The sequence below is a fragment of the Flavobacterium sp. 25HG05S-40 genome (genome assembly GCF_052654735.1).
This window is the reverse complement of record NZ_CP199750.1, coordinates 2,132,083-2,152,529: the sequence shown is the minus strand read 5'-3', so window position 1 is coordinate 2,152,529 and position 20,447 is coordinate 2,132,083. Positions and strand designations below refer to the sequence as shown.

General features: G+C 37.4%; 12 protein-coding genes. All 12 read left to right on the top strand.

The window, feature by feature from the left end:
* The first annotated feature begins 12 nt into the window (after nt 1–12).
* The 12 genes from ACULEU_RS09325 to ACULEU_RS09270 all read left to right on the top strand — a co-directional run bounded on the left by ACULEU_RS09325 (nt 13) and on the right by ACULEU_RS09270 (nt 20,447).
* A complete protein-coding gene (locus tag ACULEU_RS09325) occupies nt 13–1,953 on the top strand; it encodes an alpha-1,4-glucan--maltose-1-phosphate maltosyltransferase (protein ID WP_445452331.1) in 1,941 nt (646 codons plus the stop codon).
* A 48-nt stretch (nt 1,954–2,001) separates the two neighbouring features.
* Nucleotides 2,002–3,624, top strand: coding sequence for a maltokinase N-terminal cap-like domain-containing protein (locus ACULEU_RS09320; RefSeq protein ID WP_445452330.1), 1,623 nt, complete (start codon nt 2,002–2,004; stop codon nt 3,622–3,624).
* A gap of 217 nt (nt 3,625–3,841) precedes the next feature.
* A complete protein-coding gene (gene glgB / locus ACULEU_RS09315) occupies nt 3,842–5,746 on the top strand; it encodes a 1,4-alpha-glucan branching protein GlgB (protein WP_445452329.1) in 1,905 nt (634 codons plus the stop codon).
* A gap of 163 nt (nt 5,747–5,909) precedes the next feature.
* The gene (locus ACULEU_RS09310; protein WP_445452328.1) at nt 5,910–8,309 is read left to right on the top strand and encodes a glycoside hydrolase family 31 protein; all 2,400 of its coding nucleotides are present in this window, start codon (nt 5,910–5,912) and stop codon (nt 8,307–8,309) included.
* A gap of 82 nt (nt 8,310–8,391) precedes the next feature.
* Entirely contained in the window at nt 8,392–9,213 is an 822-nt protein-coding gene (locus ACULEU_RS09305; RefSeq protein WP_445454839.1) for a M48 family metallopeptidase, read from the top strand.
* A gap of 70 nt (nt 9,214–9,283) precedes the next feature.
* Nucleotides 9,284–10,582, top strand: coding sequence for an MFS transporter (locus ACULEU_RS09300; protein WP_445452327.1), 1,299 nt, complete (start codon nt 9,284–9,286; stop codon nt 10,580–10,582).
* 44 nt (nt 10,583–10,626) lie between these two features.
* Nucleotides 10,627–11,802, top strand: a complete 1,176-nt coding sequence (locus ACULEU_RS09295) for a fibronectin type III domain-containing protein (RefSeq protein WP_445452326.1) — start codon at nt 10,627–10,629, stop codon at nt 11,800–11,802.
* Between the two features lie 227 nt (nt 11,803–12,029).
* Nucleotides 12,030–14,480 (top strand): endopeptidase La, encoded by a 2,451-nt coding sequence (gene lon / locus ACULEU_RS09290; RefSeq protein WP_445452325.1) that lies wholly within the window; start codon nt 12,030–12,032, stop codon nt 14,478–14,480.
* A gap of 132 nt (nt 14,481–14,612) precedes the next feature.
* Nucleotides 14,613–15,644 carry a type IX secretion system protein PorQ gene (porQ, locus tag ACULEU_RS09285; RefSeq protein ID WP_445452324.1) on the top strand — a complete coding sequence of 344 codons (1,032 nt, stop codon included), beginning with the start codon at nt 14,613–14,615 and terminating at the stop codon, nt 15,642–15,644.
* Nucleotides 15,645–15,657: 13 nt separating this feature from the next.
* On the top strand, nt 15,658–16,350 hold the full coding sequence (cmk, locus tag ACULEU_RS09280) for a (d)CMP kinase (protein ID WP_445452323.1): 693 nt from the start codon (nt 15,658–15,660) through the stop codon (nt 16,348–16,350).
* Nucleotides 16,351–16,415: 65 nt separating this feature from the next.
* On the top strand, nt 16,416–17,669 hold the full coding sequence (locus ACULEU_RS09275; protein ID WP_445452322.1) for a nucleoside permease: 1,254 nt from the start codon (nt 16,416–16,418) through the stop codon (nt 17,667–17,669).
* An 81-nt stretch (nt 17,670–17,750) separates the two neighbouring features.
* Nucleotides 17,751–20,447 (top strand): T9SS type A sorting domain-containing protein, encoded by a 2,697-nt coding sequence (locus ACULEU_RS09270; protein WP_445452321.1) that lies wholly within the window; start codon nt 17,751–17,753, stop codon nt 20,445–20,447.

Sequence of the window (20,447 nt, the reverse complement as noted above, 5' to 3'; positions counted from 1 at the left end):
AGTACAACTAAAATGCAAAACCAAACCCGAATTATCATTGAAAATGTTTCTCCACAGCTTGACGGTGGAGCTTTTTTTATCAAAAGAATTGTAGGTCAAAAAGTAACAGTAACCGCTAATGTTTTTTCTGATGGGCATGATGTTGTTGCCTGCAGCGTAAAGTTTAAGCACGAAAAGGATAAAAAGTGGCAGGAAATTCGAATGACTGAAACCGGTAATGATGAATGGATTGCTGAGTTTAAAGTCGAAAAGCAAGGATTCTATTCCTATTTTGTGGAAGGCTGGGTGGATTACGCCTTAAATTGGCAACATGGGACGCAGAGAAAAATTGAGGATAATCAGCACGTTAAATCCGAATTGCTGGAAGGAGCCGAATATTGCGAAGCTATTGTAAAAGAAGTCAGCAAAGAAGAGAAGACCTATTTAACATCGGCTGTAAAAGCTTTTCAAGATGCGAAACAATACGATAAGGCCATTGCTATAGCGTTGTCTCCTGAACTGCATCATATTTTCAAAAAGTATCCGACACGAATGTTAGCTAATGCTTCGGCTGAGTTGCAAGTGTATGTCGACAGAAAAAAAGCGTTGTTTAGTACTTGGTATGAATTTTTTCCACGTTCGGCATCTCAAGAAAAAGGAAAGCACGGTACTTTTAAAGACTGTGAAAAACTATTGCCAAGAGTGGCTGCGATGGGATTTGATACCTTATATTTCCCTCCAATTCACCCTATTGGTGAAGTCAATCGAAAAGGAAAAAATAACGCTACTACTGCAGAAAAGGGTGACGTAGGTTCGCCTTGGGGCATTGGTTCTAAGCATGGCGGACACAAAGCAACGCACCCTGAATTGGGGAGTATTGAAGACTTCAAATCGTTGGTAAAAGCCGCTAAAAAGTTGAATATAGAAGTCGCCATGGATTATGCTTTACAGGCCGCACCGGATCATCCTTATGTAAAAGATTTTCCACAGTGGTTCAAATGGCGTCCAGACGGAACCGTACAATATGCCGAAAATCCGCCAAAAAAATATCAGGATATCCAACCGATTTATTTTGAAAGCGGTGACTGGAAGAACCTCTGGAAGGAGTTATTAGATGTTGCTTTGTTTTGGGTAGAAGAATGCGATATTAAAGTGTTCAGAGTTGATAATCCTCATACTAAACCTTTCTATTTTTGGGGTTGGCTGATTGCCGAAGTGAAGAAAAAACATCCCGATGTCTTGTTTTTAGCGGAAGCTTTTACACGACCGAAAATCATGCACGAATTAGCAAAACAAGGCTTTACGCAATCTTACACCTATTATACCTGGCGAAACACTAAAGCCGAACTTATTGAGTATTTAGAGGAGTTAACCAAAACCGATCAAAAAGAATTTTTCCGACCGAACTTCTGGCCGAATACACCAGACATTTTACCCTATGCGTTGCAAAGCGGCAATGAAAGTGTCTATCTTCACAAATATTTTTTAGCGGCAACATTAAGCTCAAGTATCGGTATTTATGGCCCTGTTTATGAGTACATGGTTTCGGAAGCCATGCCAGGCAAAGAAGAATATCACAATTCAGAAAAGTATGAGTACTATAATTGGGATTGGTCGGTTCAGAATAAATTGATTACTGTTATATCAAGATTAAACAGAATACGACACGAACAACCTTCATTGCAACAAACCAACAATATAGAGTTTTGTGCTACCGATAACGACCAAGTTTTAGCGTATTACAAATATGATGACGACAAACTTGATGAAACATTGATGATTTGTAGCATCGATCCCTATTATCCAAAACAAGCTTGGGTGCAGTTGCCCATGCAATCTTTAGGACTTCATCCCGGACAACCTATTAAGGTAATTGAACTGATCACCGGAAACAGTTACATTTGGGATAAAGAATGGAATTTTGTCGAATTAAATCCGGCATTGCCTTTCCATTTATTTAAAATTCTAAAATAGCAATTAAAAAGCCTATAGCGTACAGCCTAAAGCCTAAAGCATTGAATTATGGAAAATGATAACCAAGATACTTTTACAACGCCATTTGTTTTCAAGACCGATTGGAAAACAGCGTTTGAGGATGAAGAGTTTGTCAAAGTATTCTCTTCGGATATTTTAGAAAATTATATCATCAATAAACGTTGGTATGGTGGAAAAGCCAGTACTTTAAAATACATTGAAGTGGTTGATCATTTCAAGATTTCTTCCAAAAAGAACAGTTATTACGGTGTACTATTGGAAGTGAATTTCAAGGAAGCCTTTTACCAACATTACTTCATGCCGTTGGCCTTTATGGCAGAAGATGAGCTGGATACCAGTACCATCATTGCACCTGTAAAAATGGGCAATCAAAAAGGGTTTTTAGTAGATGCTTTACATCAGGAGGATTTCCGAAAGTTATTGTTTGACAATATTGTACAATCTAAAGATACCAAGGAACTAAAATTGGTTTTCCACAAAGGAACCAAGTTTGAAGACAAAGAATACAAATCGTCCCGATTTATGGGATTGGAGCAAAGCAATACCTCCATAATTTACAACGATGCTTTTGTGCTTAAGATATTCAGACGCATTTATGTCAGTACCAATCCTGATTATGAAATCAGCCGTTTTTTAACCGAGAGAATGCAGTTTGAAAGCTCTCCGGCGTACACAGGAAGCATCAATCTTGCTTTACCCGAAGGTAATATTACCTTAGGACTTATGCAGGAATTGGTTCCGAATCAAGGCGATGCTTGGAAGTTTATGCTCGAAGAAATCGACGGTGTCTTCAGCAACCTGAAAGCCAAAAAAATTAAGATTGAAAAGCTGCCCAAAATAGACTTATTCAAAAGGTTAAAAATCAATGAAATTCCGCCTGAAATTATTGATTGGGTTGGACTGAGTTTGTTTTTGAGGTTGCAAACCCTAGCCAAACGCACCGCCGAAATGCACATTGCTTTGGGAGGTGATATTCACGACACTGCCTTTACACCAACAACGTACAACGGCGATTATACCGTTTGGTTGAAAAACCGAATGCTGTACCAATTTCAAAACCGACTCAACATCATCGAAAACAGTCTCCATAAATTAGACGGATTGGCGCTCGAGTTAGCCCATCAGTTTATGGAAAATAAAAAACTCGTTCGTAAACATTTTGTGGATTTCGATTGGACCAAGATGAAATCGGAACGGATCCGAATTCACGGCGACTATCATTTAGGCCAAATTCTGGTCAATGGCGATGATTTCTATCTGCTCGATTTTGAAGGCGAACCCGAAAGTACGATTCGTGACCGAAAGGTAAAGCAACCACCATTAAAGGATGTAGCAGGATTATTCCGCTCGTTCCATTATGCCATTTACGCAACCATTTTCAACAACAAAGAAAAATATCCCTACGATCAGGAACAGCTTTTTACAGCCGGCGAACTGTTGTTTAACTATTTCGTTGGCGTCTTTTTAGAAACCTATATCGAGAAAGCCCAAAACGGAAACCTAAACATTGGCTACAACCATGAAATTGACTTCCTTTTAAAATATTGCTTAATCGAAAAAGCGGTTTACGAACTGGGTTACGAATTAAACTCACGTCCACGCTGGGCGGTAATTCCGTTGAGAGGGATTCAGAGTATTATGGGGTATTAATTCAATTATGAATTTTAAATTATGAATTATAAATGGGGTTGGTAAAAAGTTAGGAGCTAATAGTTCGGGCATTTTTGGAAGCCGTGTTCCCGCTGTCCGCTATACAAGGTGCCGCTACCATCGGGGCTAGATAGGATTTGAATTGATAGAAATATAGAATCAAACCTGACAGGTTTTTAAAACCTGTCAGGTTTATAACAAACAACTAAACAAAAAAATGAACCAAGTACAAGTACATTCCCTTTTCACCGATTTTGACATCGATTTATTCAAAGCCGGAAAGCATTTCAAATTATACGAAAAAATGGGAGCACACCTAATCGAAGTCAACGGTGTTAAAGGCGTTTATTTTGCCGTTTGGGCGCCGTCAGCACGCTCGGTTTCCGTTGTCGGTGATTTCAATTATTGGATTCAGGGAGAACATCAACTCAATGTGCGTTGGGACGCTTCGGGTATCTGGGAAGGCTTTATTCCCGGTGTTGAAAAAGGTACAACCTATAAATATAAAATACAGTCCAATAACGGCGGCATCATTACAGAAAAAGCCGATCCGTTTGCTTTATTTTGCGAACATCCGCCACAAACAGCTTCCATCATTTGGGACTTAGACTATAAATGGAAGGACAAAAAATGGATGGACACCCGTAAAGACAAAAATGGTTTAGACAAACCGTTTTCAGTATACGAAGTACATCTGGGTTCGTGGCGTCGAAACAAAGAAGGAAAGTTTCTAACTTACTTGGAATTAGCCGATCAATTGGTAGATTACGTTAAAGAAACAGGTTTCACTCACGTCGAGTTCATGCCTATTATGGAATATCCTTACGACCCGTCTTGGGGATATCAGTTGGTAGGTTATTTTGCGCCAACTTCTCGATTTGGCAAACCTCAGGATTTTATGGTTTTGGTGGATAAACTGCATCAGTCCGGAATTGGTGTAATCCTGGATTGGGTTCCGTCACATTTCCCCGATGATGCCCACGGTCTCGGATTTTTTGATGGCTCCAACTTATACGAACATCCCGACAGAAGAAAAGGATACCATCCCGATTGGAAAAGTTTGGTGTTTAACTATGGAAGAAATGAAGTGCGTTCCTTCTTAATCAGTAATGCCATTTTCTGGTTAAGCCAATACCACGCAGATGGTCTACGCGTTGATGCTGTAGCTTCCATGTTATACTTAGATTATTCTCGAAAAGATGGTGAATGGGAACCTAACATTTACGGCGGAAGAGAAAATTTAGATACCATCAGTTTCCTAAAAGATTTCAATGAAGCAGTGTATTCTAATTTCCCAGATACACAAACCATTGCCGAAGAAAGCACCAGTTTTCCTATGGTTTCAAGACCAACATTCATAGGCGGTTTAGGTTTCGGAATGAAATGGATGATGGGCTGGATGCACGATACGCTTCAATATTTCAAAAAAGAATCGGTGTACCGAAAATACCATCAGAATGATTTGACATTCTCAATGACCTATGCGTTTACAGAGAATTTCATGTTACCCTTGTCTCATGATGAAGTGGTGTACGGAAAACACTCTATTTTAGGTAGAATGACCGGAGACGAATGGCAGAAATTTGCGAATCTACGATTGTTATATGGCTATATGTTTACCCATCCTGGAACCAATCTATTGTTTATGGGAGCTGAATTCGGGCAAAGCAGTGAGTGGAATTTTGAAGGAAGCTTAGACTGGCATTTATTGCAGTTTGGTTATCACGATGGTATCAAGAAATGCATCACCGACTTAAATGCGTTATACAAAAACAATCCGGCATTATACGAAAAGCAATTCCATGTTGACGGATTTGAATGGATTAATTATACCGATAGTGAAAACGCTGTATTGAGCTACATCCGTAAAGGTACTAATGAAAAAGAAAGTTTGATTGTGGTATGTAACTTCACACCTGTAGTGCGCGATAATTACAGAATCGGTTTGCCATCAAAAGGGAAACTTACGCAAATCTTCAATTCAGACAGTACCGAATATGGAGGAAGTGGCGTTGTAATGACTAAGCCAATCAAAATCGATAAAACACCATGGAATTACAGAGATTATTCGGCTGAATTAGTCTTGCCACCTTTGGGAGTTTCAGTATATAAAATATCTTAAAAGGTTATATTAATTCAATAAACCTGTCAGATTTTTAAAATCTGACAGGTTTATTCTTTAGACTATCATCATTCGCAAACGTTATAGTTAAAAACTACTCAGTTAACTTACTAGGTTTTAGTTTTCAACTTTGTAAATTTGGCCTTGACACAAAACATACTCTATGATTACCAATCAAGAACTTGAACATAAAGGAGATCAATTTCCTTCTAAAATAATCAGTTTTGAACAGGATGCAGACAGCATTTTTTTCCACACCGACAACAATGTTATCCTAAAAATAACCATTCTACGCGATAGTTTAATTCGTTTCCGATATACTACCAAAGGCTATTTCAGTAATGACTTTTCGTATGCCATAGATAAAACACAATCTCACGGCTACAATCAATTGGAAGTCACAGAAGAGAGTACCTATTATCTGATAAAAACCAGTAAAGTATTCTGTAAAATCAATAAAAAAGATTTAAAAATATCCATTCATGATATCGATGGATTTACGATTTTAGAAGATGAAATCGGATTTCATTGGGAAGAATGCTACGAACATGGCGGTAATATTGTTAAGATGAGTAAGGCCTCAAAGGATGGCGAGAGTTTTTACGGAATGGGCGATAAACCTACACATCTCAACCTAAAAGGCAAACGTGTAGAAAATTGGGCAACCGATCAATATGCATTTCATAAAGACCAAGAACCTCTTTACAAAGTAGTTCCCTTTTACATAGGCCTACATCATCACAAAGCCTACGGCGTATTCTTTGACAATACGTTCAGAACGTTTTTTGATTTTTGTCACGAGCGCAGAAACGTTACCAGTTTTTGGGCAGAAGGAGGTGAAATGAATTATTATTTTGTCTATGGTCCCAAGATGGCAGATGTGGTTACAACGTATACGCATTTGACAGGAAAACCTGAGCTTCCGCCGATGTGGACTTTAGGTTACCATCAATGTAAATGGAGCTATTATCCGGAAAGTAAGGTTAAAGAAGTTACCAGTAAATTCAGAGAATTGCGCATTCCGTGTGATGCTATTTATTTGGATATTGATTATATGGAAGGATTTCGTTGCTTCACTTGGAGCAAAGAATATTTTCCAGAACCTAAACGAATGGTGGCCGAATTAGCTAAAGATGGTTTCAAAACGGTAGTCATCATTGATCCCGGAATCAAAATCGATAAAGATTATTGGGTGTACCAAGAAGCGTTGAAAAATGATTATTTCTGCAAAAGAGCTGATGGTCCGTTTATGAAAGGAAAAGTGTGGCCAGGCGAATGTAATTTCCCGGATTATACCAATCCTGAAGTGCGCGAATGGTGGGCCGGATTATTCAAAGAATTGATTTCAGAAATAGGAGTGAAAGGCGTTTGGAACGATATGAATGAACCTGCTGTTATGGATGTTCCCGGAAAAACGTTCCCTTACGATGTGCGTCACGATTACGATGGTAATCCTTGTAGTCATAGAAAAGCGCACAATATTTACGGAACTCAAATGGCTCGAGCTACGTATGAAGGTGTAAAGCGCTATGCTTACCCAAAACGACCTTTTATCATCACACGTTCTGCTTATTCCGGAGCGCAGCGATACACTTCGTCTTGGACTGGAGATAACGTAGCGAGCTGGGAACATTTATGGATTGCGAATATTCAAATGCAGCGAATGTCAATGTCCGGAATGGGATTCACAGGATCTGATATTGGAGGCTTTGCCGAGCAGCCTTCGGGTGAGTTGTATGCGCGTTGGATACAGTTAGGGGTTTTTCATCCGTTCTGTAGAACCCATTCTTCGGGAGATCATGGTGAACAAGAACCTTGGTCCTTTGGAGAAGAGGTAATCGATATTACAAGGAAATTTGTCGAATTACGGTATCAATTATTACCGTATTTGTACACTATGTTTTGGCAATATGTGAATGAAGGTACGCCTATGTTAAAGCCTCTGGTTTACTATGATCAAGACGATATGCACACGCATTACCGAACCGATGAATTTATTTTTGGAAATCAGATTTTGGTTTGCCCGATATTAGAACCGAATGCATTGGGCAGAAGAATGTATATTCCAAAAGGCAATTGGTACAATTACTGGACAAACGAATTGATTGAAGGAAAAAAAGAGCTTTGGATTAAAACCGATTTTGATCAGATTCCGATTTTTATTAAAGAAGGTGCTATTATTCCGAAATATCCGGTACAGCAATACGTTGGCGAATTACAATTTGACGAACTGACTTTGGATGTGTATTATAAACTTGGAAAAGAGAAATCGACCGTATACGAAGACGCACAAGATGGTTACGATTACAACAAGGGACGATTTTCGTTGAGAACATTTTCACTAAACGGAAAAGAAAAAGAGCTTATCATTCAGCAACATAAAGAAGGAACCTTTGAAACTAATTATTCCAATTTCAGAATCAATTTGAAAGCTTTGCCTTTTAAAGTGAAGAAAATAGAGGTTGACAACGAAAAAATATCCTTAGATTCCCTACAGTTTAATGGTGGTAACACATTGATATTATATAAAGATTTCACAGAATTACATATAATTGGCGCCTAAAATTTTTATAAATTTGATGTTACTAAATACAAACAGTATGAAATCGAAGATTCACGAATTCCTAAAAAGCAAATATTTACGCATGAGTAATAATAGAATTTTATTTTGTGGTGCCTTATTGATAGCATTCGCCATTTCATGTTCCAAAAATCCTTTTACAGGAAAAAGCACTTTAGCCTTGGTTCCGAATAGTGAAATTTTACCTTCGGCTTTTGCACAATACAATACATTCTTGAAAGAAAACAAAGTAGTTACCGGAACTTCTGACGCGACCAAAGTGACTAACATTGGAACAAAAATTAAAAACGCAGCGGAGAAATGGTTGACTGCTAATGGTTATAAAGATTATCTTAAAGATTATCAATGGGAATATAAATTGGTCGAAAGCAAAGAAGTTAATGCTTGGTGTATGCCTGGGGGAAAAATTGTAGTCTATTCGGGGATTCTCCCAATAACAAAAGACGATGCTGGTTTGGCGACCGTAATGGGACACGAGGTTTCACATGCGTTGGCAAATCACGGTCAACAAAGAATGAGTGCCGGGATGTTACAGCAGCTTGGCGCCGTTGGTGTAGCAGCAGCTACTGGAAGTAAAAGTCAAGAAACCCAACAAATAGCGATGACAGCTTATGGAGCAACAACCGAAATAGGAGGTATGTTACCTTTTAGCAGAAGTCACGAAACGGAAGCTGATAAAATTGGGTTGACATTAATGGCAATTGCAGGTTATAATCCGGAACAAGCTGTGACTTTTTGGTCACGAATGGCAGCTGCATCAGGTGGAAATAAGCCAGCAGAATTCATGAGTACTCACCCGTCAGATGAAACCAGAATTAACAATTTGAGAAAATTAATTCCCGAAGCCAAAGCAGAAGCAGCAAAATTTGGGGTAATGTTTAAATAACATACCAATTCCAAAAAAAGAGTATATTTAGTCCCGATTTATATCGGGATTTTTTATTTAAAACATCATTATGCCAAAACTTCCAAAAGGTCATCCAAAATTACTCAACGCTTGGGCTTTTTATGACTGGGCAAATTCAGTCTACAGTTTAGTCATTGCTTCGGCTATTTTTCCTATTTATTACGAGCAGATTTTTAAGGATGATAATCGCGATTATGTTGTTTTCTTTGGTCAACATGTCAAGGCAACAGCTATGATTTCATTTGTTACCGCCTTTGCTTTTTTATGGGTTGCCATCTGTTCGCCGTTTTTATCTGGAATTGCGGATTACCTCGGGAATAAAAAGTCTTTTTTACGCTTCTTTTGCTATTTGGGCGGGCTTTCCTGTATTGGTTTGTATTGGTTTGATATCGATAGCTTGACAGTCGGATATACTTTTTATTTTTTTGGATTAATTGGATTCTGGTCGAGCTTAGTGTTTTACAATTCATACTTGCCTGATATTGCTTTCCCAGAGCAGCAAGACCGTGTGAGCGCCAGGGGATTTTCAATGGGGTACATTGGAAGTACTATTTTGCTGATTATCAATTTGGCGATGGTTATGCTGGTGCCTGATGAACAGAAAATTTCAATGATGAAATATTCTTTTATCATGGTTGGGATTTGGTGGATTGGATTCAGCCATATCTCCTATCATTATTTACCTAATGGAACAAAGCCAGACGTTCCGTTTACCAAAGATTTTATTTTCAAAGGCTTTCATGAGTTAAAAGAAGTTTGGAAGCAAATGCAACAAAACTTGCCTTTGAAACGTTACTTGAACAGTTATTTTGTATTCATTATGGCGGTGCAAACGGTAATGCTGGTTGCAACTTATTTTGGCGCAACAGAAGTTGCATGGGAAACACCAAGCCAGAAAACTACAGGATTAATAATTAGCATATTACTTATTCAATTGGTTGCAGTGATAGGAGCCATATTAACATCAAGGGCATCAGAAAAATTTGGTAATATCAACACGCTTTTGTTCCTGTGCAGCTTTTGGGCAGTATTGTGTTGTTTTGCCTATTTCATTCATACTCCAATTCATTTTTACACTACAGCGGGGTTTGTAGGGTTAGTTATGGGTGGAATTCAATCGCTCGCACGTTCGACTTATTCGAAACTATTGCCCGAAACAGAGGATTCAGCCTCGTATTTCAGTTTTTATGATGTAACCGAGAAAATCGGAATAGTAATCGGAATGTCTATCTATGGAATTATTGATCAGGTGACAGGAAGTATGCGTAATGCCATTGTGTTTTTAGGAGTGTTTTTTGTGATTGGCTTTTTTCTTTTACTAAGAGTTCCAAAAAAAGCATTGCAATAACCCTAAAAAAAATTATATTTGAAGAATAATTTATCCAATCTATCATGAATAAAATAAAAGTTTTAACTGGACTATTTCTTATCCTGACATCATTTACGTTCACTTCATGTGAAATTGAACCTATTGATCCTAACTTAAATCCAGATGATTTTGGTGGATGCGATGCTCCAACAGCACTTGTAGCCAGTGAGTTCAATAATAGTACAGTAACTTTAACTTGGTCAGCAGGTAATGATGAAACTTCATGGACTGTTGAATACGGTATTGAAGGTTTTGTACTCGGAACGGGTACTACAGTTAGTACTTCAAATCCAACGGTTATTATAACAGGATTAAATTCAAATAACAGTTATAGTTTTTATGTAAAATCTGATTGCAGTGCCACTTTAAGTAGTAGTTGGGTTGGTCCGGTAACGGTTGATGCTGTTCAGGTTAATCCCAATTGTCCTAATCCGGGAGGCTTAACTGCTGTTAGAGATAGCGGTGTCAATACTAATGTAAATCTTCTTTGGATAGCGGGTGGAACTGAAACAGGATGGGATATTCAATTCGGAATCAGTGGATTTGCTCTAGGCACCGGAACGATTGTTTCTTCAAATAATACTACCGCAACGGTTACAGGCATTGCTGCGGCAAGTAGTTATGATTTTTATGTTAGGGCAAAATGCTCTGCTACAGACACTAGTGGTTGGATTGGGCCAGTTAACGTAGCAGCTGTAGGAACTGTACCAGTTGTAACTCCAACATACATGAATGCAACTGTTAATGGGCAGGCGTTCACAGGAATGAAACCTTTCTTATACACTTTTACAGGTTTAAAGGCAAAATTGTCATCAAGTGACCCATCTAAAGTATTATGGATTCAGGGTGACTCAAATCCACTAGATCCAACCTTGGCTAATAATGTAGAAATTAACATCAGAATAAATGAAGCTTTTTGGGCTCCAGGCACTTACACTCTTTATGGAGCATTTGAAGCTCCAGAAGTTGCTGCAGAAGTGGACTTGATAATTTCGACACCAACAAATCCTATTGCAACTATTGAAATTGAATCATCAGGAACGATTACGATTACCGAGTTCAACGTTACAACAAAACGTATCAAAGGAACATTTAGTTTTTCATATATGCTGGATGACGGAACTAATCCTCCGACAGGACCTTTTCAGGTTACCAATGGCTCTTTCGATTTTGAAATGGAAGACGAAGTTTTCAATTAAAAGATATAATCTTATAAAAAAAACCGCCTCGTCATGTCAACGATGCGGTTTTTTTGTGGCATAATACTTGACTTCTTTACACAAGTTAACGATATCACTCTTTTGTATATCGATTTTATGCTAAATCAACTGCTAGTCATCGATTTTGATTTATTTCTTACCAGAGATGTTCTAACTTTGTCTAGCCTTGAATAATTTCTAATGTCATTTTGACCTAATACAATACTATGTCAAACCGTAACATAATTTCTTTTGACAATTTGTCACTACAAGAATTCGATACAGAAACCGATTTAATTCCGCTTTTAACTCCCGAAGACGAGGAAGAAATGAATAAGGAAGAACTTCCAAGTTCATTGCCTATTTTGCCTTTGCGAAATACAGTGTTATTTCCCGGAGTCGTTATTCCAATTTCAGCCGGAAGGGATAAATCAATTAAATTAATCAACGACGCCAATGCTGGTAATAAAATCATTGGTGTGGTTGCCCAAAAGAATGAAGAGGATGAAGATCCAACAAAGAATGATATCTATACTGTTGGAACTGTAGCCCAAATCCTTCGTGTACTTAAAATGCCTGATGGAAACATCACCGTTATTCTTCAAGGTAAAAAGCGCTTTGAAATTGATGAAGTCACCTCGGAAATACCTTATTTGCGAGCAAATGTCAAAGAAGTAGAAGAAAAAAGACCGAAAAAAAACGACACCGAGTTTAATGCTATTGCCGATTCTATCAGAGAAATGGCTATCGAGATTATCAAGGAAAGTCCCAATATACCGACAGAAGCTACTTTTGCCATCAAAAACATTGAAAGCCAATCGTTTCTAATCAATTTTGTCTCTTCCAATATGAACCTAACGGTTAAGGAAAAACAGGATTTATTAGCTGTAAATGTCTTGAAAGACAGAGCGCTGGAAACTTTGCGATACATGAATATTGAGATTCAGAAACTGGAACTCAAAAATGATATTCAGTCTAAAGTACGTTTTGATTTGGATCAACAGCAACGAGAGTATTTCCTGCACCAGCAAATGAAAACCATTCAGGAAGAGCTAGGTGGTGTTTCCAATGAACAAGAAATTGAGGAAATGCGTCAGAAAGCCAAAACCAAATCTTGGGATGTTAAAACGGCCAAGCATTTTGAGAAAGAAATTTCCAAGATGCAGCGTATGAATCCTCAAGCTCCTGATTTTGGTATCCAAAGAAATTATTTGGAATTGTTCTTAGAATTGCCATGGAATCACTACTCCAAAGACAATTTCGATTTAAAACGCGCTCAAGGTATTTTAGATAGAGATCATTTCGGACTAGAAGATGTGAAGAAAAGAATTATTGAGCATTTGGCAGTTTTGAAATTGCGAAATGATATGAAATCACCCATACTTTGTTTAACAGGACCTCCAGGTGTAGGTAAAACGTCTATTGGAAAATCGATTGCTGAAGCTTTGGGCAGAGAATATGTTCGTATCTCTTTAGGTGGTTTGCGCGATGAGGCTGAAATCCGTGGACATCGTAAAACGTATATCGGAGCATTACCTGGAAGAATTATTCAAAGCTTAAAAAAAGCGGGAACTTCTAATCCGGTATTTGTCTTAGATGAAATTGATAAATTATCCAATTCTCATCAAGGAGATCCTTCATCTGCTTTGTTGGAAGTACTTGACCCTGAGCAAAACAATGATTTCTATGATAATTTCCTCGAATTGGGATATGACCTATCTAAAGTAATGTTTATCGCCACTTCCAATAATATGGGAGCGATTCAACCTGCCTTAAAAGACAGAATGGAAGTTATTAAAATGTCAGGTTACACTATCGAAGAGAAGGTTGAAATTGCCCGAAAACATTTATTTCCAAAACAATTAAAGGAACACGGACTAAAAACAAAAGATTTATCCATTGGCAAAAAACAATTAGAAAAAATTGTGGATGGCTATACACGGGAATCTGGAGTTAGAAGTTTAGAACAAAAACTATCTCAGGTTATCCGAAATGCTGCAAAATCAGTAGCCATGGAGGAAACCTATAATGTTAAAGTGACCGATGAAGATATCGTAAAAATTCTTGGTGCACCAAAACTTGCTCGTGATAAATCTGAAAGTAATGATGTGGCCGGAGTGGTAACAGGCTTGGCATGGACGTCAGTTGGAGGCGATATCCTCTTTATTGAATCTTTGATCTCGGCGGGAAAAGGGAATTTAACCTTGACTGGAAATTTAGGAACCGTGATGAAAGAATCGGCAACCATTGCTTTGGAATATATCAAATCCAATGCAGAAATTTTTGGAATAGATCCTGAAATGATTACTAAATATAACATCCATTTACACGTTCCGGAAGGTGCAACACCTAAAGACGGACCAAGTGCCGGAATTGCGATGCTGACCTCATTAGTATCGTTGCTGACGCAACGTAAAATAAAGAAAAACTTAGCCATGACAGGTGAAATTACCTTACGTGGAAAAGTATTGCCAGTTGGTGGTATCAAAGAAAAAATTCTGGCTGCCAAAAGAGCCAATATTAAAGAGATTATTTTGTGTCACGAAAACCAAAGCGACATTGAGGAAATCAAAGCGGAATATATTGAAGGTTTGACTTTTCACTATGTAAAAGAAATGAGCGAAGTGATTGCAGTGGCTTTAACCAAAGACAAGGTTAAAAACGCCAAGAAATTATAAGTCGCGTTCAGAAATAAATTAGAGGGCATAAGTCAAACAACACTTATGCCTTTTATTTTTAACTTTTTTTCATACCATATAAAATAATATCTTCGCATTTCCGTTATAGTATTTAGCCTAAGTCATTTTTTAATGTTTAAAAAAGCAATTTGTATTGGATTTTGTTGCATCAATTTTGCCGGTTTTGGTCAAATTGGAGGAAAGTCGATATACCAATTTTTAAACTTGGTGACTTCGCCTAGACAAGCTGCTTTGGGCGGAAAAGTAATCACATTTTATGACAGCGATGTCAATCAGGCACATTTCAATCCGGCCAATATCAACGCAGATATGGATAACAAACTTTCGTTGAACTACGGAAGTCTATTTGGAGAAGTGACCTACGGAACAGGTTCTTATGCCTATACGTATGACCGTCATGTCCAGACTTTTTTTGGAGGTGTCAACTATGTCAATTACGGAAAATTTGATGGTTATGATGAGAATGGGGTAAAAACATCCAGTTTTAGCGGAAGTGAAATTGCCCTGACTTTTGGTTATGCCTATAATATTCCTTTCTCTGATTTTTATATTGGTGCCAATGCCAAGCTGATTTCTTCCACTTTGGAAAGCTATAATTCGTTTGGTGCTGCCATCGATATTGGCGGAATGTTTATTGATACCCGAAACGATGTGAATTGGGCCATATCCATTCGAAACATTGGTACACAAATTACCACCTATGCAGACACAAGAGAAAAATTGCCCTTAGAAGTATTGATTGGTGTTTCCCAACTTATGGAAAATGTACCCATCCGTTGGCATTTAACTCTTGAAAATATGCAACAATGGCAAATAGCGTTTTCCAATCCCAATAGGGCAGAAGGAGGATTAGACGGAAGTTCCACTCCGGAAAAAGTTTCTGTTTTTGGCAATGCTTTGCGTCACGTGATTGTTGGTTTAGAATTATTTCCGGAAAAAGCTTTTAATTTGAGATTGGGATACAATTTCAGAAGAGCCGAAGAATTACGTATCTTGGAACAACGAAACTTTTCTGGTTTGTCAGTAGGTTTCGGATTAAAAATGAACAATCTTAAATTTAATTATTCTTACTCGCGTTATACATTGGCAGCCAATACTAGTTTGTTTGGTTTGACCATTAATTTTGCGGAGGAAGGCTATTAATACTCCCACTATTTTGAAAAAAATTACCATTGCCATAGACGGATTTTCCTCAACAGGTAAAAGCACTTTAGCCAAACAATTAGCCCAACATTTGGGATACGTTTACGTGGATACCGGAGCGATGTATCGTGCCGTGACTTTCTTTGCGATGCAGAACGGTTACATTACCAAAGACTTTTTTGATAAACAAACGCTTATCAACAGTTTGCCTTATATAAAACTCCATTTTGTTTTCAATCCAGATTTAGGTTTTGCGGAAATGTATCTGAATGATATCAATATTGAAAAAGAAATCCGAACCCTTGACGTGTCTAATTTTGTGAGTTTGGTGGCAGAGGTTTCAGAAGTCAGAGCCAAATTGGTTGAACAGCAACAGGAAATGGGCAAAGAAAAAGGAATCGTGATGGATGGTCGTGATATTGGGACTGTTGTTTTTCCGAGCGCCGAACTTAAAATTTTCATGACCGCAAGTGCCCAAACTCGTGCGCAAAGACGATTCGATGAATTACAAGGTAAAGGTCAGGAAGTGTCTTTTGAAGAGGTCTTGAAAAATGTCGAAGGCAGAGATTATATTGATACCCACCGAGAAGATTCACCCTTACGAAAGGCAGCTGATGCTATTGAAATAGATAATTCTTACTTAACAAAAGACGAACAATTCAACGCTGTTTTAGAAATGGTAGACGAGGTGACGAAATCGATGTAAATTTTTGTTTATCTCAATTATAATAGTAGTTTTACGTTCTCTTTTAACTAAATCAAAACTATTTTATGAGCATAAAATTCAGATTGACAGTAATGAGTTTTCTCCAATTCTTCGTTTGGGGTGCCTGGCTAATAACCGTTGGTAATTACTGGTTTGCAACAAAGCAATGGAGTGGCGCCGAATTCGGAGCCATTTTTTCAACCCTTGGAATTTCTTCTATTATAATGCCGGCCATTACTGGAATTATTGCGGACAAATGGGTAAATGCCGAAAAGCTTTATGGTGTATTGCATATATTGGGAGGTTTAGCGCTACTTTACATTCCGCAGGTAGATAATCCGACTACGTTTTACTATGTGATTTTTGCAGCAATGTTATGCTATATGCCTACGATTTCATTATCGAATTCGGTGGCTTACAATATTTTGAAAAGCAACAATTATGACGTAGTTAAAGTATTTCCTCCTATTAGAGTTTGGGGAACTATTGGTTTTATTGCTGCTATGTGGATTACCAATCTAACAGATAATAAGGCTTCCGCTAATATGTTTTATATTTCTGCCTTTGCTGCTTTTGCGTTAGGATTTTATTCTTTTTCCTTGCCAAAATGTCCGCCACAAAAACTAATTTCTGAAGAAGCTTCTTTCATTGAAAAATTAGGATTGAATGCTTTTAAATTATTTGGCACCTACAAAATGGCCTTATTTTTTATGTTTTCGATGTTTTTGGGTGGAGCCTTACAGTTGACCAATATGTATGGTGATGTCTATCTTTCGGAATTTGCTAAAGTTCCAGAATATGCGGATTCATTCGTAGTGAAATATTCAACGATTATTATGTCGATTTCACAAATCTCGGAGACTTTATTTATTTTGGCGATTCCGTTTTTCTTAAAAAGATTTGGAATTAAACAGGTAATGTTGATTTCGATGTTGGCTTGGGTATTGCGTTTCGGATTGTTTGCTTACGGGAATCCGGTAGATGGTTTATGGATGATTATCATGTCGTGTATTGTATACGGAATGGCATTCGACTTCTTCAATATCTCAGGTTCATTATTTGTAGAAACTACTACGGATTCTAAAATCCGTTCTTCGGCTCAAGGATTGTTTATGATGATGTCTAACGGTTTTGGAGCCTTCTTTGGCGGCATAATCAGTGGCATACTAATCGATAAATATTTCACGCATGATGGTGTACGAGACTGGCATAACATCTGGCTTTCTTTTGCCGGATATGCTTTAGTTATTGCTATTTTGTTTGCGGTAATGTTTAAACACAAGCACAATCCCGATGATGTTGCGGAAGTAACACACTAAAAAATAAAAATCGCCTTTCAAAACCTGAAAGGCAATTTTTATTAATTTGATTTGATATATTTGATATACATAATATTACAAATGAAGAAACTATACTTATTCTTGGCTTTAGGTTTTGTATTAGGCGTTAATGCGCAAATTATCCAATTTCAGGATGCTTATTTAAAGAACTTGTTGGTAAGCGGAACTACTTCCTACTCAGTTGCCTATAATACGGAAGGACGTTATATGCGAGTTGATGATAACGGAGATGGAGAAATTGAAGTGTATGAAGCTTTACAGGTCAAGTCTCTGCAAATTAGTTATTACACTTCAGGTAATACCCATAATGTATATGAAATCGATGATCTTGGCGGACTGGAATATTTTACCAATCTGGAAAGCCTTAGTTGCGGTGGACATCCCATTTCAAGCATTGATTTCAGACCTTTTGTCAATCTGAGAACATTGTATTGTGAATCAGGAAGCCAACTAACCAGTTTGAATGTATCTGGGCTAATTCATTTGGAAACATTGGGATGTAATCAAAATAACTTGAGTGCATTGGATATTAGCAGTTTAACAGCATTAAGATCATTAAGGTGTAGCGATAACAATTTAAGCAGTATAAACCTGCCGGTTATAAATCAACTATTATCTTTAGATTGCAGCCACAATAATTTGTCAAATTTGAGTTTCGCCAATCTGAATCTGTTGACACAATTAGATTGTAGCCATAATAATTTTTCAAACTTGAATTTCACGGGGTTAACAAGTATAACTTCAATAGATTGCGGTACTAACAATCTAACCACACTGAATGTTGGTTTTCTTAATAGTACACTTACTAGTTTGATGTTTGGAAACAATGATATTGCGTCAATTGATTTAAGCAATTCCTCAAACTTGCTGGTACTTGACTGTAGTGGTAATCCAATAGGCAGCACTATTAGTTTTCCGAATCTTGTCAATTTGAGTAGCCTTGAATGTCAAAACATGGGCTTGACAAGTTTAGATTTATCCTATTATCCTGAGCTAAGGTCTTTAAATTGTAGTTATAATCAACTTACCAGCTTAAATGTAAACCACCTCAACGATCTCTCGGAACTTTATTGTTATAATAATCTGTTAACAAGCTTAGATGTAAATAATTTAATTCATTTGAATTCACTTTTTTTCTACTACAATCAAATAGGAGGAAGTGTAGATTTAAGTACACTAACCAATCTTAATTATTTAGGCTGTTCCTTTAACCCGCTTTCAGAATTATTCATCAAAAATGGCAGAAATGAATTTCAGCTAACCATTCAAAATTGTCCTAACCTACGCTACATCTGTGCGGACGAGAGTCAGGTAGCTTCGGTTCAAAACGTCATAAATCAAAGTGGGAATACAATCTGCACGACAAATTCGTATTGCTCTTTTAATCCAGGAGGAAATTATTATACAGTTTTGGGAACTGTCAAATATGATATCAATTCAGATGGCTGTAGTGCTTCTGATGTAAATTATCCCGATTTAAGACTCTCCTTTGGGCAGGGTTCGCTGACAACCAATTTGATTACCAATCATTCAGGTACCTATAGTTATGCCTTAACAGCTGGCAATCATATCGTAACACCTGTAATACAAAACAGCAATTATTTCCAGGTTACACCAACCAGTTTTACGGTTAATTTTCCAACAGCGTCCAATCCTTTTACACAAAACATCTGCATAGTTCCCAACGGGAATCACAATGATCTAGAGATTTCAATGTATGCTCCACCGTATAATCCTGCCGGAATTCCGGGTTTTACTGCCTCTTATAAAATTAAGTATAAAAACAAGGGAACAACTACACAATCTGGAAGTGTTTTTTTGAATATTAACGATACTATTTTTGATTTTGTATCTTCAACCCCGCTGATTTCAAATCAGGCAGTCGGCACTTTGACGTGGAATTTTACCGACCTTCATCCATTTGAAACAAGGGAAATTATAGTTTACCTGCGTTTAAATTCACCTATGGATCTCCCAGCAGTAAATATTGGCGACTTGCTTCACTACAATGCTGTGATTTATCCTCTTGATAATGATGAAGCGCCAAATGATAATAGTTGTGACCTTACTATTGTTGCAAGTAATTCTTTTGACCCAAATGATAAAACCTGTTTGGAAGGCAATTCAATCGCACCTGAAAAAGTTGGCGATTATATACATTATATGATCCGTTTTGAAAACACTGGTACAGGCAATGCCCAAAATATTGTAGTGAAAGATATGATTGACACCACTAAGTTTGATATTTCAAGCTTGATTCCTGTTGATGGCAGCCATTCTTTTGTGACAAAGATTTCTCAAACCAATAAAGTGGAATTTATTTTTGAAAATATCAACCTACCTTTTGATGATGCGAATAATGATGGTTATGTGATATTCAAAATTAAGACGAAGCCAACATTGGTTGTTGGAAATACATTCAGCAATACAGCAAGTATTTATTTTGATTATAATTTTCCTATTGTAACCAACACGGCAACTACAGCTGTTGTAACTTTGGCAAATCCTGATTTTGAATTTTCCAATTACATTAGTTTGTTTCCTAATCCGGCGAATAATGTTTTGAATATTCAGGTTAAAGAGGATATTATAGTAACTTCAATTCGTATCTATAATGCTTTAGGGCAATTAGTTTTGCTTGTTCCAAATGCCGCGAAAGTAGAAAATATCGACGTTTCGGATTTAAGGACAGGAAGTTACTTTATAAAAATCAATTCAAATAGAGGAAATGCAAACAGCAAGTTTATCAAGGAATAA